This window comes from Paracoccus acridae (genome assembly GCF_014642735.1).
Classification (GTDB): Bacteria; Pseudomonadota; Alphaproteobacteria; order Rhodobacterales; family Rhodobacteraceae; genus Paracoccus; species Paracoccus acridae.
The window spans coordinates 1-14,821 of sequence record NZ_BMIV01000019.1 but is presented as its reverse complement, the minus strand read 5'-3'; the positions used below and the strand labels follow the sequence as shown (position 1 = coordinate 14,821).

Below are 14,821 nucleotides of genomic sequence, written 5' to 3'. Positions count from 1 at the left end.
TCAGGCCTCTTTCGTGGGATCGAAGCCCAGCAGGCGCAAGGCATTGAGCGTGACCAGAACCGTCGCCCCGGTATCGGCGAGAATGGCGATCCAGAGGCCGGTGATGCCCAGGATCGAGGTGACGAGGAACACGGCCTTCAGCCCAAGCGCCAGGGTCACATTCTGCCGGATGTTGCCCATCGTCGCGCGCGCCAGCCGGATCAGGGCCGGAGCATCGGTCACGCGGTCCCGGAGGATGGCTCCGTCAGCCGTTTCCAGTGCCACATCGGTGCCCGACCCCATGGCCACGCCCACCTGTGCCTCCTTCAGGGCAGGAGCGTCGTTGATGCCGTCGCCGATCATCATGACGCTGCCCAGGCAGTTCAGGTAGCGGATGGCAGCCAGCTTGTCCTCCGGCATCATCCCGGCGCGGAAATCGAGCCCAAGCTGTCCGGCAATGGCGGTTGCGGTGCGGGGATTGTCGCCGGTCAGCATCGTGGCCGTGACCCCAAGGGCGTTCAACTGGCGGACAGCCCAGGCCGCATCATCGCGCGGCTCATCCCGCATGGCGATCAGCCCAAGGGGCTGCCCCGACCGGAACACGGCGACAACGGTCTTGCCTTCCTCTTCCAACGCAGTGGCGCGAGGGATGGCCGCCTCATTAATCCCGCCGATGTTCACCGCGTGGGAGGGCGAGGAGACCCACGCCTTTGTCTCGCCTACAACAGCTTCAACGCCCTGTCCTGCCAAGACGCGCGCATCACGCGTAGCCGGGATCGCCACCCCGGCAGCCTTGGCCCGGCTCAGGATTGCCTGCGCAAGAGAATGGCTTGAGCCGGTTTCCACACCGGCCGCAACACCCAGAAGCGCGGCTTCGCTCACGCCAGAGGCAGGGATCAGATCGGTCACGACCGGCTTGCCGCGCGTCAAGGTGCCAGTCTTGTCGAAAGCGACATGCGTGATCTTTGCCGCTGCCTCGATCACGGCGCCACCCTTCATCAGAAGCCCACGCTTCGCTCCCGAGGACAGCGCCGAGGCGATGGAGGCCGGGACCGAGATCACCAATGCACAAGGGCAGCCGATCAGCAGCAGCGCCAAACCACGATAGATCCAGGTGTTCCAGTCCTGGCCGAAGGCGAGCGGCGGCACCACGATCACCAGTGCGGAGAGCGCGATGACAGCAGGCATGTAGATCCGCGAGAAACGGTCGATGAACCGCTCTGTGGGCGCACGGGCCTCCTCGGCCTCTTCCACCAAGCGGATGATGCGCGCAATGGTGTTGTCGCTTGGCTCCCGGGTGACACGAACGCGCAGCGCGGCTTCGGTGTTGATGGAGCCGGCAAAGACCCCGCCACCCACGCTCCGGGTCGCTGGCATGCTTTCGCCCGTCACCGGGCTTTCATCGACACCGCTCGTGCCCTCGATGATGTCGCCATCCGCGGGAATGCGGTCGCCGGGACGAACGAGGACGACCTGCCCGATCTGCAACCTGTCGGCCATGACCCTCCGTGTCTGTCCACCGACTTCGAGCAATGCGGTCTTTGGCACAAGATTGGCCAAGGCCCGGATGCCCTGGCGCGCTTTTCCGGCAGCAACGCCTTCAAGAACCTCGCCCACGGCAAACAGGACGACGACCAGGGCGGCCTCTTCCTCGGCGCCGATGATCAAGGCACCGGTAGCAGCAATGGTCATCAGCCCTTCGATGGTGAAGGGTTGACCCATGCGCAGGGCCTCGAAGGCGCGCTTTGCCACTGGAGCAACGCCGATCAAACAGGCAGCGACAAAGGCCCAATAGCCTGTCTCGGCCGATGTCAGCAGCTCGACAAGCCAGGCGACGACCAGCAGGGTGCCGGTCAGGATGACGAGCCGTCCCTTTCCAGTCTGATGCCAGGATCTGTCCCGCTCGACGGTGAGAGCGCCTGTGTGACCCTGTTCGTGCTGCATGGGCGCAGCAGCTTCGCTCACCTCCGCGCGCTCTACGGTATTATGCGGAGAAGCTGGCATTGTATCCAGTAACACGAATGCCTTCTTGCGCGGCGCCTGCTGCCCCTTGGGTGCAATCCCGAAGCCCAGCTTGCGAATAGTACCTTCGATGATCTCTGGCTCTGTCGTGCCCGGTGCCAGGTTCAGCGACAGCCGTTCCGCCATCATTGCAACCCTGACATCGCTGACACCCGGCAGCCGCTCCACTGCGCGCGTCACCTTTGTCGTGCAGGCCGCACAGTCCATGCCTGTCACGGTCCACTCCCGCCGCTCTGCTGTTTCAGCCGCCATTTTCGGTTCCCGCTCGTAGTCTTTGCTTCATCGAGTCGGGAAGATAGGATCTCTAGCAACTAGAGGTTCAAGAGGTTTCTCATGCTGAGCATCGGAAAGTTGAGCGCGGCCACCGGCGTCAAGGTGCCCACCATCCGCTACTATGAAGAGATTGGGCTCTTGCCCGAGGCGGAACGCAGCGCGGGCAACCAGAGGCTTTACGGCGTGATGGCTCAGGAGCGGCTCGCCTTCATCCGCCATTCCCGTGACCTCGGCTTCTCGCTCGACGACATCCGGGAACTGCTCAGTCTGTCAGACCGGCCCGACATGTCCTGCGCGGCTGCCGACGTGATCGCCACCCGCCAGCTTGTTTCGATCAAGGACCGCATCATGCGCCTTCAAAGCTTGCAGCAGGAACTGGAGCGCATGCTGACACAGTGCGCCCAGGGCACGATCTCGGACTGCAAGGTCATCGAAGCTCTCAGCAACCATGAATGCTGCCTGCATACGCATCATGGGGAAGTCTGAAGCAAAAACAGAAGTAAAGAAAACGGAGATTATTTTGCCCCCGGCGACCGACCACCGTGTTCGTTGCAGAACCTGCCTGTTTTCAGTAAATTTACTCGGTAAAGAAAACTAAGGAAGTTTATAGCTTCTCTTGACGACTTTTCTTACTGGACCTGCCCTCAGCCTTGAAGATCGGCGGTGCGCGAATTTCCACCATTAAGCAGAACCTAGCTTGGCATTCGCGATTAACGGCACAAGTGACGTTCAGAGGTTCAGGCCCTATAACCTCAAGGCTCTTTCAAGGGCACCTTCATACAAGTGGAGATGGGGATAAACAAAAAATTCTGATCTGCGGTTTGTGCTCGACTCATATGTCCCAGAAAAGGACGGATGAAGGCAGAGTTCATCCGAATCTGAAGCATATAATCGGCCTGGAATAGCATATTCGAAGTCAGCATCTGCATACATTTCAGTTTTTGATCTTACTCTTCCTATTGCTCCGATCTCAAACAGCGCTTCTTTGAATTGGCTGAAGCTGACATCTCCTATATGGGAAAATTCCTGCATAGTTTTCTTTCCCTTTCTTCGATATATATTTTCAAGAATTTTTTCATCGAAGAACCGAGGGAGGGAAGGAATGCAATTTTTGCAGAGATCCGAAATAAACGGGTATTTTATTTTGTATGCTCCGCATACTTCCTCGCAAAATTGAGACTCTAACATACGAACCGCACCAGTAATTCTATCAGCAATAGCAGCGGCTGTCTGTGGAGCGTTAGGTCTGGAGGTTGAGAATGTCTCGTTGAAGATCTTTATTATCTGCCTGGGAAGAAGTTGTGTATGCCTTAGTATGTAGGCAACACTAACCTCTCGATCTCCCGAGCGATTCATAATATCTACTGGAATAATATCAGTTAGGATGCGGTGAACATCCGCGCGATCGCTAAGGTCAGCATTGGAAAAATAATGAAGACGATTTCTGTCATTAGCCGACAAATAAACAAGATACCTCCAAGCTATTATTCTAAGAAGTTCCATTGGCGACCAGTGTAGAACTATTGCCTTCTCAAAATCCTTTGAAATGTTCGATGATTTGCTACGGAGATCATAATATAGTTCCGCTGGTATACCTATGCGGATATCTCGCTGACTACTTCCATAGGCACCCGTGCATCTAAGAAGGCCTTTCAAAACGGCGCTAAACTGATGATCATGCAAGGGATACTCTTCTATTGAATCTAATATGACAACGCATTTTGCCTTCCTGCTGCAGAGATACTCATCCATTTCTACTACAGCATTTTCGTATTCAAGACCTGTTTCGCCTCTGAGATGCAAAATTGTTGATACAATCAGGCTCACTGTAGCTGATATTGAGCTTGAGTCTCCCGACGGTATGTTGCGCATTAAAGCAAACAAATTCCTTCCTCTTCTGTCACTGAGTAGTCCAGAAACTTCAAAGTATTTTTCGATAGCGTGAAATGGATATTTTTTGTCTTTCTTTAGAAGTTCCGTCATAAGAGAAGTATTGATCATCTGTGTCCATACTTTCCCTGCTATTTCTGCAGAGACATTTCGTGTGTCGGTTGGACTTGTGAATAACTCATCAACACATTTTTCTATCATTTCTGACGTAGATATTCTGTGAACCAACTTGTAATAATTTGACTTTTGTGTTTGCTGAAGAACGGAAGTTTTTCCAGAGCCCTTTCGCCCAACGATCATTCTCGGGTGGCTTAAATATTCACGCCAGATTTGGTTCTCGGTGCTAAATGCTAATTCGGCGACTTGAGGAAAATCTCTGAAACCGTTTGCACTTGAGGGGCCAAAAGGCCTACGCGGATCAAAGGCGATACGGACCTGTTCTTGTGCATTAGGCGATAAGTTCATGAGGTCATTAACAGTATTAGACATATTCCACCCTTTCAAATCGCCAATGGAACATACTATCATGTTAATGACGCAACCTTGCTAATTGCAAGAAGCATTTTTTGCACGCATAGGTAGCATTTATTTTTTACTATCTTCTTCCTGTTGTCTTGCGCCCTCCAGATGCAATGGACATTAGGATGCTATTCATTATTGCCAGTAGGGAGATATGGGCAAAAGTTGGTGACGCCTGATCAGGCGGCGGCTTGAAGTTGACGGAGGCCGTCGCGGAACTCAATCCCCTGGATGATCTCCGGCAGGCGGTTCTGGCCGTCGAGTTTGCGCCATTTCCCCTGCGCCGACATCATCAGCTTGAAGGCCATGGCCAGTCCGGTCCTGCGGCTGAGGCAACCTTTGGTGCGCTTGGTGCGGTGCCGAACGGTCGCGAAGGTGCTTTCAATTGGATTGGATGTCCGGATGTGTTTCCAGTGTTCGGCCGGGTAGTCGTAAAAGGTCAGCAAGGCCTCGCGATCCTTGACCAGCTTGGCAACGGCCTTGTCGTATTTGACTCCGTAGGTTTCGACGAAAAAGTCGAAGGCGGCGCCGGCCTCGGCCTTTGTTTCGGCCTGCCAGATGTCGTGCAGATGGTTCTTGGCCTTGTCCTGCAGCGACTTTGGCAGTGCATTCAGCACATTCATTGTCTTGTGGACCCAACACCGCTGCTCGCGCGTGGTGGCGAAGACCTCGCGCAGGGCGGTCCAGAACCCGAGCGCACCGTCGCCGATGGCCAGGTTGGGATCCTGCTTCAGGCCCCGGCACCTCAGATCGAGCAAGAGCTCACGCCAGCTCTCAGCGCTTTCGCGGAAGCCGTCGATCATCGCCAGAAGCTCCTTGCGGCCATATTCATCGGCCCCGACGATCACCAGAACGCATTGTCTTTCCTCGGCCATGCGCGGTTTGAAATACACGCCATCGGCCCAGATGTAGAGAAAACGCCGATGGCTCAGGTCGCGCTTTTGCCAGGCTTCATAGTCGGTCCACCAGTCGGCCTTCAGCCGCGTGATCGTCTTGGCGGAAAGCCCCTGGGCGTTTGGGCCCAGCAGTGCCGCGAGCGCCTCGCTGAAGTCCCCCGTGCTGACGCCCTTGAGGTAAAGCCAAGGCAGCAGCTCCTCGACCGATTTCGCCTTGCGCAGGTATCGCGGCAGGATGCTGGGCGTGAAGGTGATCTTATCCTCACCGGGCTTGCGATCGCGCACCCGCGGCACTTTCACCGGCACGGGGCCAATCCCGGTCATCACCTCGCGTTCCGGCAGGTAACCATGGCGCACCAGGCGTGATGTGCCATTCTCCAGCTTCTCGGCGGAAAAGGCGGCCATCAGCACCGCCAACTCCGCGTGGATTGCCTGTTCGATCAACTTGCGCGCGCCGTCACGGATAATATCGGTGAAGGGATCGGCGCTGAATCCGGATGGATCGGGCAGCTGGGTGATGGTAGTCTCTGGCATGTGGCATATCCCTTTCTCGGCTGAGAATTGACGGCGTTCTGAACACCGCCATGATATGCCGCCCCCTCAGGGCATCACCAACTTTCGCTCATTACTCCCAGTAGGAAGATTTGACTTGTGTATCACATAGTACCGAGTCCCCTGTAGAACATGAGTAGCTTAATATCCTGTGCATGAGCAATCGCTTACCTGTCCGCAAAAGGATCGTTCATCGGACGCTTGGCATAGCCGAGGCGTTGGTGTCACGAACCCTGCCGCTGCTTGATAAACCGCCGCAGCCCGCGTCTCAGTTGATTGGTCCGGATTGTTTTGCAGTGAGGGGGCGTCCAGTGTTACAGAGCGCGCTTGGCATCCGAAGCTGGCACAGTAACGCGAAGAGCCGAGGCTGTGTGGAAACTGGTGTTCGTGGTAAACTTTGATCCAGGGCGCGGGACAACAAAGACCGGATATCTCTGGGCTCTCGCCCGAGATGACCGGCCGTGGGGCGGCGATGACCCGCCTGGCGTGGTCTACTTCTACGCCTCCGGTCGTGCGGGAGAGAATGCCGAGACCTTCCTGTCAGGCTTCGATGGCATTCTGCAGATCGATCGGTATCCCGGCTACAACCGGCTGACGCGGTACCTCAGGGGTACGTCCACGGATTGGCTGTCGCCGCATCATAGAAAGCGACTTCGAGTGGAAACTTGTCGTGACGCATGGCCGCCAAGGTGTTCGCCTTGGCAATGATCTGCTGGTTGCTTGGTGATCCGGGATCGCCGAACAGACTGACGTAGATCTTCTTGAATCTACCGGTTCCGAACCGCCGCAAAATATGGTCGTCATTCTCGGCCAACGAATGCCCGAGAACAAAAAAGCAGTGCCGCCCCTGCTGTGCGTTCGCAGTTAGCTGCTTAAATCCTTGGTAGAGATAAGCATTGTGCCGAATCTTGGCCTTTTTCTGCGCACTCGACCCCTCGGTGACAAACAGCGGGTATTTGTCATCGTTGATCGCGCGTCGCGCCTGGTCGATCAGGCGATCGTTTGTCCTGGCCCATGTGAACTTCTGTAGCTCAGTGCCAGCATCGAAGAGATGCAACGCTCCATGAAGGAAATGGACCTTGGCGCTGTGGGCCGCGATTTCACCCTGCCAAACAACGTAATCGGCCATAGGATCGTCTTCGTCATTCCCAAAGCCGTCGTTTGTAGCAAGATCAATGGCCTTCGTGGACGGATTGTCTTCATGCATTAAGGTCCAATACAACAGCAGATCGTAGTTCAGGGAGAAAACTTGGCCGTCATTTTTCTGCCCTAAAAACAGGTTAAGAAATCTCCGACAGGCCCAAAACTTGGCATGAGGAATATCGCTGGGAACGTCCGGGTGGTTTCCAGCGATGGCGGTTAGAAGGATTTCCTTCAAAGCGTTGGCATCGGCCATCATCTTGGCGGCTGCATCTGCATGGCCAGGTATATAAATGCCCGCGAGCAGCGCACCGGCTTCAAGATTCTTGATCGCGATCTCGAAATCCTGTGTTCCGAGAACTTCGAAGACTTTAATTAACTCTGGGTTGTTGGAAAAATCTGCCGCGCTGAAGAGCGATCCGTAGTGGAAAATATCAGGGCAGCACGCGATGCTAAATCCGTTTCCGATCAAAAGATGGCGCTTTGAGAATTGTCGAGAATCGTCGATCGCCTCGGAAAAACTCAATAGATCGACCATGTAATTTCTCCCGCGTTCCTAAAATCCGACCCTATACTCCGAGCTGTGGCATGCAATATTCTTGTTGTCAATCATGGGGTTGCACTCGGCGGCATCGATCGGGGATAGGAAGGGTTTACGCGCGAGTCTGCACGCCCACATCGGCCCTTCATTCGCCGGAAATCTGGATGCGCTTCGAAGGACCAATTTGGGAGATTAAATCCAGCACTCACAGCCAGGTTGCTCAACTCCAGGTCCGCGCCGCCCTCTTGAACGGCTAAACTGCGCTCGGCATACCTGTCACAAGACCTGCTGGATAAGTCTGCCCAGGGGAAAGGGAACTCCGAGCTTCACGCATTTTGCGCAACAAAGTCAAAGGCAGGCTACTCGTGCGCGGATTCGAGAATGTAAATACCCCAAGGTAGTTCGCACGAGCCAACATCTTTTGATAAAATCGACCAGCCTTCAGCTCGAAGTGCACGAATAGCTGCTGGCCAATTACTGTTGTTTCCGGCAACATAGCGCAGTTCTTCAGCGGTGACGCGCTTAGCGGGCGCACGACGTAAATAAGCGCCAACTGCGGTCATCACATTGGACGATTTGTCACGAATAGCGCCTGCTTCTTGCCAGCGACGAACTGCGTCTTGATCGCAGACATCTTCAATTAGCAGGTATTCTTCAGCCGCCATCTTGCTGACCTGCTCACCGCCACGACTGCGCCTTGCTGCGGCATCGATACGCATGTCGCGAACCGCCATCCCGGAGATTATCGGCCATCCGTGCTTTGCGCGAAGCTCCCGGATGCGACGAGGATAATCGCCAATGCCTGCCACAATCGATAGTTCGTCGGTATGGACGATATGGCCGACTTGATGTCGCAGATATGCTAGCAGCCGGGCGCGACCCGATCCAGCATCTTCAGGAGCCAGAGATGCACCGATCGAAGCCCCCAATGCACGGAGATGAATATTGACTTCGACAAGGCCGGAGACCTGCTCTCCGACAGTGCCCGTACGGAGTTGTTCGGGGAGATCCTGCAGCAGTGCCACTAATTTCAGGCGCAGTTCTTCCGGGTTGCCTGTGTGCGACCGACGAGCCACTCAATCCTCATCATTCGGAAAAAATTAATCTTAATATTTGATCGGGTTGTACCGACAGTAGCATGGCTATAGCGATTGACGAGTCGTCGCAAGCTGGACGCAGGGGGGAAGATGCTAAAGCCGTTGGCGACAGTGGATCATATGCTTTTGCGGCCGGAAGGCAAAGGCACGATTCGTGCGCTGTCCCGCATCGGCTATGAACTTCCCGCAGCGATTGCAGACATCATCGACAATTCAATTGATGCCCAAGCGACGCGGGTCGAAATTACGTTCCTGCGCAACGACCGCGAAATCACTTCCGTTACGATTGCGGATGATGGTCGCGGCATGGACATGGCCACACTTCGGATGGGCATGCAATTTGCTGGCCGGACTGATCATGATGTGGGCGACTTGGGCACGTACGGCATGGGGCTCAAATCTGCCTCATTCAGTCAAGCCAAGACCATGACGGTGATCAGCCGGCAGAACGGTAACGTTGTTGCAAGCCGCTGGTCCGTCGAAGCCATTGACAATGATTGGCGATGCGAAGTGCTGGACCCCGTCCAGGCGGGCGTAACGTTCAATGATTTGTGTCTCCGAGGAAAGACGCCCGCTTCCGGAACACTGGTGATTTGGGAGCGGCTGGACCGACTGGTTGTGTCTCAACACGCCGATGCGCTTGATGAGTTTCTTGGTACAGCAATGCCGCGACTAGAGGCGCATTTGGGCTTGATCTTCCACCGTTTTCTTGAAAGCGGCGCATTGTCTATCTCGACCGTTGTCCGCCACGAGCGTCGTCCGTTGGCGCTACCGCGCCCAGTGCGGCCTCATAATCCTTTTCTCTATCCAAACTCTGGCGCACCGGGATGGCCAAAAGCGTTGAGCTGCGAGTTTCCTGGTCTTGGCTCGCTCACGCTTGATGCGCATATCTGGCCCGCCGGGTCGGCGGCAGATGGATTCCTGCTAGGCAGCCGAAAAGGTATTGAATTTCAAGGATTCTATTTCTTCCGCAACAATCGACTCATTCAGGCGGGGGGCTGGAACGGGGCGGTTAAGGGTAACCAGGATCCCGAGCTGATGCTCGCACGCGTCGCAATTGAGCTCCCGCCAGCTGGTATCGACGTCAATGTTCAGAAGTCCGCATTGCAGGTGACGGCTTCGCAAGCGCAAGCGTTGCTCGCAGCGTCTGACAGTGAGATTGACCTAGAAGATTATTTGGAGGCAGCACGCGCTGCTTATCGTGCTTCCCGTCGAACTGAACGAAGCTCCGGGTCTCCACCCGCAGTACCTGGACCTGGCATTGCCATGCGAGTTCGTCGAGCTGCGCGCAAGTGGATCGCGGGCAACAGGGAGGCTGAGGAAATCGGCTTTGCTTGGGGGGAACTGGATGACGGTCAAGTCTTTGATCTCGACCTCAGTGAAATGAATATCGTGCTAAATCGTAAGTTTCGTTATGAAATCCTGGACGGTTCTCCTGCATCTTCTGCTGACGCGCCGCTTATAAAGATCCTTCTGTTTCAGCTTTACAAAGAGAGTTTTGCACGGCAGCGTTCATCAGGAAAACTGCGTGATCATGTCAACCTTACCAATTCTTTGCTATTTGAGATCATTAAAATCCGCCTGAAAGACCGTGATGAGTGATAAGCCGATTCTGCTGCCCGATTGGAGTGTGTTTGAGCATGACTATATTAGAACCGGTATCCCACAGCTTTTCGTGGTACGACAGACGCCAGCAGTCACGCTTTTCATAGATCAGGGTGCAGAGAGAATCGGGGTGCGTTTTGAGCAAGTTGGCTCTCGTGCCGCTGGGCAAGTTTTTCCATTTGCCGAGATCCATGTCGGCGAAGTTGCGAGCGACGATCGACGTCACATTGAAATCTGGACCGACGCTCGACACTTGTTCGGAAATTTCTATCGCTTGATCGCTGAAATTGTTGTCGCTGTCGTCGAAGACGGTATGAACCCTGACGCTGCGTTGGCGGACGCTGTAGAGCGATGGGAGACGCTGATCAGCCGCCCCTCGCTCATGTCAGAAGAAGCGCAAGCAGGCCTTTTCGGTGAGTTGTGGCTATTAGAGCGGCTAGTTGCTGTCCGTGGCATCGATGCGTTAGACGCGTGGGTTGGTCCGCTGAAACAGCCGCACGATTTTCGGCTCGGGAACATCGAACTCGAAGTGAAGACGACCTCGGGCGCAAAGCGCATCCATACAATTAACGGCGTCGGGCAGCTTGAGCCCAGCCTGGGCTGCTCCTTATACCTGCTGTCCCTGAAGCTCGCTAATGCGGGGACGAGTGGCCGCACGCTTCCAGAAGCTGTTTCCGTAATCGAGTGTGGCCTCACTTCCTCCCACGCCGCACTAACTCGCTTTCGATCGGGTATTTCATCACTCGGCTATGACCCAGCCGACGCTCCGCTTTATAGCCAACGCCGTCGTTTGCGCGATACACCTGTTTTGATCCCGGTCTGCGATGGTGTGCCGCGCCTGACAACTGAAGCTTTGGCACAGATCAGCGATCGGTTCGCCACCACAAAAATTGGCCGGATATCCTATTCGATCGATGTGGATGGTTTTGGTTTTGTAGATGGAACCGAAGACTTTCACGCCATTGTGCCTGCCGTGCCTGGTGCTAGAGGAGCCGTTTAGTGTTTGATATCCTGAATGCCGCGCTGGCGGGGATGACTGCAGGCCCGAAGAAGTTTGCTCGCGCGCTTGAGTATGCAGCCGAGGATGCACCGGGGGAGAGCAGCTTCAGTTCAAACGCATTGCTCAAAGCACTCCGCGATGCCGGGCCGGGAGACGACATGCTCGGGGTCCTGAGGCGCAAGCTCGCAAAGTGGGACAATGAGACAGCGGACTGGGCTGGCGACGCGCCGATCAACACAGCGATGCGTCGCACCGTGATCTACAACCGGCTTGAGCTTGATGATGATTGGATTGCGCTTTGCGACGATAGGTTGCCTTTCCAGCCACTTGCCCGACCTACCGTAATCGCCACCGATCATGAGCAATGGTACTCTCCCGAGATTCAGGCGAGCCGGGACTATTACTGGAAGCGGTATTCGGAGCAGTTGCTTCAGCAAGGTTGGGCCGAAGACAGCATTCTTCAGCTGGACGAAAGCACCAGCAGTGTCGTTGAACGTCTTGCCGATCCGACCGCAGAGTCTGCGTACCAGTCTAAAGGATTGGTCATCGGCTACGTACAGAGCGGGAAAACGGCGAATTTCACTGGCGTTATCGCGAAAGCGGCCGACGCAGGCTATCGCCTGATTATCGTGCTCGCTGGCATGTTGGACGTGCTGCGCTCACAGACTCAACGTCGCCTCGATAAAGAGCTTGTAGGTCGCGAGCTGCTTGATCGTGAATATGTCAACGATCCTGACTGGAGCGAGTTTTTGACGCACGGCGCAAAGCCCAGCGAACTCGGCGCCTTCGACCTCGCAAGGCTGACGGGGCCCGAAGGTGATTATCAGCGCCTCGCTTTGCGCGTCGAAGCTCTGAAGTTCGCGCCTCAAAATGCAGCGTTGCCGTTCAACCATCCCGATAATCTCTACCGCGCTCCAGCGCGTATTGCGGTGCTCAAGAAGAACAGCAAGGTCGTGCAGCGCCTTCTGACCGACTTGACAGCGTTAGGGCGCCAAAAGATTGGTGCGCCGCTTTCCCAGGTGCCGGTACTAATTATTGACGACGAGTCTGACCAAGCGAGTATCAACACCAAGAAGCAGACGCCCGGCGCACTTGAAGAAGAGCGCAACGCGACCAATCAGGCGATCGTCGACCTGCTGCGTCTGCTGCCGAGATCACAATATATCGGCTATACAGCCACACCGTTCGCTAATGTATTCATCGATCCGGCAAGCGAAGGAGACATTTTCCCGAAGGACTTCCTAATCGCACTTCCCAGGCCGATCGGCTATATGGGCGTATCTGACTTCTACGACTTCGAAGAAGGCGACGACGACGTAAAGCCGAACAAGCGGGATTTTGTTCGCGAAGTAATCGGCGAAGATAGCACTCCCAAGAATCTGCGCGCGGCAATCGACAGCTTTGTCCTAGCTGGCGCGATTAAACTATGGCGCTCTCAGCAAAACCCGAATTTGAAGTTCCGTCACCATACTATGCTGGTGCATGTTTCCCAGCTCGTGGTCGATCAAAAGGCACTAGCAGGAGATGTTCGCAAGACTTTCGCGAAAGCTGGCTATGACGCTGGCCAGGGGCTTGAACGCTTAGCCACATTATTTGAAGACGACTTCAAGCCGGTCTATGAGCGACGCCGTGATGATCAGGAGTTCCCCACATCGTTTGAAGAGCTGTTGCCCCATCTCGGGGACTGCCTACAACGGATCGGTGAGGCCGATGATGCCGTACTCGTGGTGAATAACGAAACCAAAGAGCAGACTCCTGATTTCGACAAGCAATCAGTCTGGAAGATTTTGGTTGGTGGCACAAAGCTTTCGCGCGGATACACGGTTGAGGGACTGACGGTCAGCTATTACCGACGCCGCGCTGGCGCTGGCGATACTCTCATGCAGATGGGCCGCTGGTTTGGCTTTCGGCGAGGCTACAAGGATTTGGTACGACTCTACATCGGGACAAAGGAGAAGAAGTCAGCAAAAGGTTCAGCGACGATCAATCTCTACGAGGCGTTCGGCGGCGTCTGCCGTGACGAGGACCTGTTTCGCAAAGACCTTGAGCGTTACGCTTCTATGGAGGAGCCGCGCATGACACCCGCGAAAATCCCGCCGCTCGTCCCTCAGCACATGCTGCGTCCCACAGCGGCGAACAAAATGCGCAACGCGGTGATCCAATTCCGCAATTTTGGCGGACAATTAGCTGAGTCGACATTCGCGCCACAGGACAAAAACTTGATTAAGCGCAACAATGAGCTTCTGGCTACCCTCCTCAAGGGCGCCTCTGTTGATCTTAAGTCGCTGCAGGCGGAAGTTCGCGGATCAATCAGGACGTTGCGGGTGCACACTGCAACCTTCACAACCAAGAGGCTTCTGGACTTTTTACGGTCCTACAATTGGTTCGACCCCCGCAATCGAGAGGCAAACAACGGGCATCCGCTCCGTCTGCAAATGGAGTTTTTACAGGGCAAGGCAGGCGATCATGAGATTGCAGACTGGCTGCTCCTTAGTCCGCAAATCAAAAATCCAAGAGCCCTAAATCCTATCAATGGCACCGACTTCGATGTCGTACATCGTTCGCGGCATGAGCTCCCCCACCGGTTCCACACTTACAACGATCCAGTGCACCGCCTGTTTGCAGAGCATATCTGCGGTCAGAGCCGTCTGAAGCGTGCAAGTGAGGAACTCAACGCACTCCGATCGCCGCATCGGGGCGTGATGATCTACTACCCGATTACGGAGGAGAGGGCTACGAGCAAGAACCCTAAACCCGCCAAGCCACCCTTCACTGTAGGTTTCACGCTGCTTTTTCCGAAGAACGATATCAAGTCGCCGCTTGGCTTTACCGTCCGCATGCCGGACAAGCCCGAGGATGCAATAATCAGCGTGCCTTAGCGTTTCGCTACGCCCGACATGGCAGCATACTGCCCAGCCACTATTCTTGGTCATTGCGAAAGCGCATTTGGCGGGGAATGTTAGCAAAGAGTAAAGCGGTCGTGACGTTCGACATCGGTTTTTGAAGCCTGGATTGAGATCTGGACGCAGACAGCACAGGTTCAAGGCAAGGGGACTCTGGCGGACTTCCGAACCCTCCCAATTGTAAGTCAATCAGGGTGAAGGTCTCGGACTTGGCAGAGAATCTAGGTGCTCTTCAAGCTTAAGTTCAGTGGCTTTCTGTCAGGCGCAACGGTTGTATCCTCATCCACCATTGAGGAGATGTAACCACCCGATTTCCACCGCCTGCCTGAGCGTGGGGCTGACCGGCTAAGACACGTGCGTAGCGACGTCGTTAACGACGTGTCTTATGCGGGGCTTTCGATGCG

General features: G+C 55.2%; 9 protein-coding genes and 1 pseudogene. 5 read left to right on the top strand and 5 right to left on the bottom strand.

What is annotated here, in order from left to right; all coding sequences use genetic code 11:
- Complete coding sequence (locus IEX25_RS16995) at positions 1 to 2,253, bottom strand: heavy metal translocating P-type ATPase (protein ID WP_188716647.1); 2,253 nt, start codon at positions 2,251 to 2,253, stop codon at positions 1 to 3.
- 81 nt (positions 2,254 to 2,334) lie between these two features.
- Between IEX25_RS16995 and IEX25_RS16990 the strand changes: the two genes are divergently transcribed.
- Positions 2,335 to 2,760, top strand: a complete 426-nt coding sequence (locus IEX25_RS16990) for a MerR family transcriptional regulator (RefSeq protein ID WP_188716645.1) — start codon at positions 2,335 to 2,337, stop codon at positions 2,758 to 2,760.
- A 258-nt stretch (positions 2,761 to 3,018) separates the two neighbouring features.
- On the opposite strand, the gene IEX25_RS16985 is transcribed toward IEX25_RS16990, so the two are convergent.
- Positions 3,019 to 4,653 carry a P-loop ATPase, Sll1717 family gene (locus tag IEX25_RS16985; protein ID WP_188716643.1) on the bottom strand — a complete coding sequence of 545 codons (1,635 nt, stop codon included), beginning with the start codon at positions 4,651 to 4,653 and terminating at the stop codon, positions 3,019 to 3,021.
- Positions 4,654 to 4,862: 209 nt separating this feature from the next.
- Complete coding sequence (locus IEX25_RS16980) at positions 4,863 to 6,113, bottom strand: IS256 family transposase (RefSeq protein ID WP_188716641.1); 1,251 nt, start codon at positions 6,111 to 6,113, stop codon at positions 4,863 to 4,865.
- A gap of 417 nt (positions 6,114 to 6,530) precedes the next feature.
- Here IEX25_RS16980 and IEX25_RS16975 point away from each other — a divergent pair.
- A pseudogene (locus tag IEX25_RS16975) lies at positions 6,531 to 6,725 on the top strand (IS66 family transposase); the annotation flags it as partial.
- 10 nt (positions 6,726 to 6,735) lie between these two features.
- Here the strand turns inward: IEX25_RS16975 and IEX25_RS16970 are convergent.
- Positions 6,736 to 7,809, bottom strand: a complete 1,074-nt coding sequence (locus IEX25_RS16970) for a DUF4917 family protein (protein ID WP_188716637.1) — start codon at positions 7,807 to 7,809, stop codon at positions 6,736 to 6,738.
- 362 nt (positions 7,810 to 8,171) lie between these two features.
- Entirely contained in the window at positions 8,172 to 8,888 is a 717-nt protein-coding gene (locus IEX25_RS16965; RefSeq protein ID WP_188716636.1) for a KpnI family restriction enzyme N-terminal domain-containing protein, read from the bottom strand.
- Positions 8,889 to 8,999: 111 nt separating this feature from the next.
- Between IEX25_RS16965 and IEX25_RS16960 the strand changes: the two genes are divergently transcribed.
- Genes IEX25_RS16960 through IEX25_RS16950 form a run of 3 tightly spaced genes read left to right on the top strand, consistent with a single transcriptional unit; the run spans position 9,000 to position 14,393 of the window.
- Entirely contained in the window at positions 9,000 to 10,511 is a 1,512-nt protein-coding gene (locus IEX25_RS16960; RefSeq protein WP_188716634.1) for an ATP-binding protein, read from the top strand.
- A complete protein-coding gene (locus IEX25_RS16955; protein WP_188716632.1) occupies positions 10,504 to 11,514 on the top strand; it encodes a PD-(D/E)XK motif protein in 1,011 nt (336 codons plus the stop codon). The genes IEX25_RS16960 and IEX25_RS16955 overlap by 8 nt, the downstream gene beginning before the upstream one ends.
- Complete coding sequence (locus tag IEX25_RS16950) at positions 11,514 to 14,393, top strand: Z1 domain-containing protein (protein ID WP_188716630.1); 2,880 nt, start codon at positions 11,514 to 11,516, stop codon at positions 14,391 to 14,393. The genes IEX25_RS16955 and IEX25_RS16950 overlap by 1 nt, the downstream gene beginning before the upstream one ends.
- The last annotated feature ends 428 nt before the right edge of the window (positions 14,394 to 14,821 follow it).

Bases quoted from the DNA above. Each gene is read 5' to 3' on its own strand.
- IEX25_RS16985 (WP_188716643.1), bottom strand. From the start codon at position 4,653: ATGTCTAATACTGTTAATGACCTCATGAACTTATCGCCTAATGCACAA.
- IEX25_RS16955 (WP_188716632.1), top strand. From the start codon at position 10,504: ATGAGTGATAAGCCGATTCTGCTGCCCGATTGGAGTGTGTTTGAGCAT.
- IEX25_RS16980 (WP_188716641.1), bottom strand. From the start codon at position 6,113: ATGCCAGAGACTACCATCACCCAGCTGCCCGATCCATCCGGATTCAGC.
- IEX25_RS16990 (WP_188716645.1), top strand. From the start codon at position 2,335: ATGCTGAGCATCGGAAAGTTGAGCGCGGCCACCGGCGTCAAGGTGCCC.
- IEX25_RS16960 (WP_188716634.1), top strand. From the start codon at position 9,000: ATGCTAAAGCCGTTGGCGACAGTGGATCATATGCTTTTGCGGCCGGAA.
- IEX25_RS16995 (WP_188716647.1), bottom strand. From the start codon at position 2,253: ATGGCGGCTGAAACAGCAGAGCGGCGGGAGTGGACCGTGACAGGCATG.
- IEX25_RS16970 (WP_188716637.1), bottom strand. From the start codon at position 7,809: ATGGTCGATCTATTGAGTTTTTCCGAGGCGATCGACGATTCTCGACAA.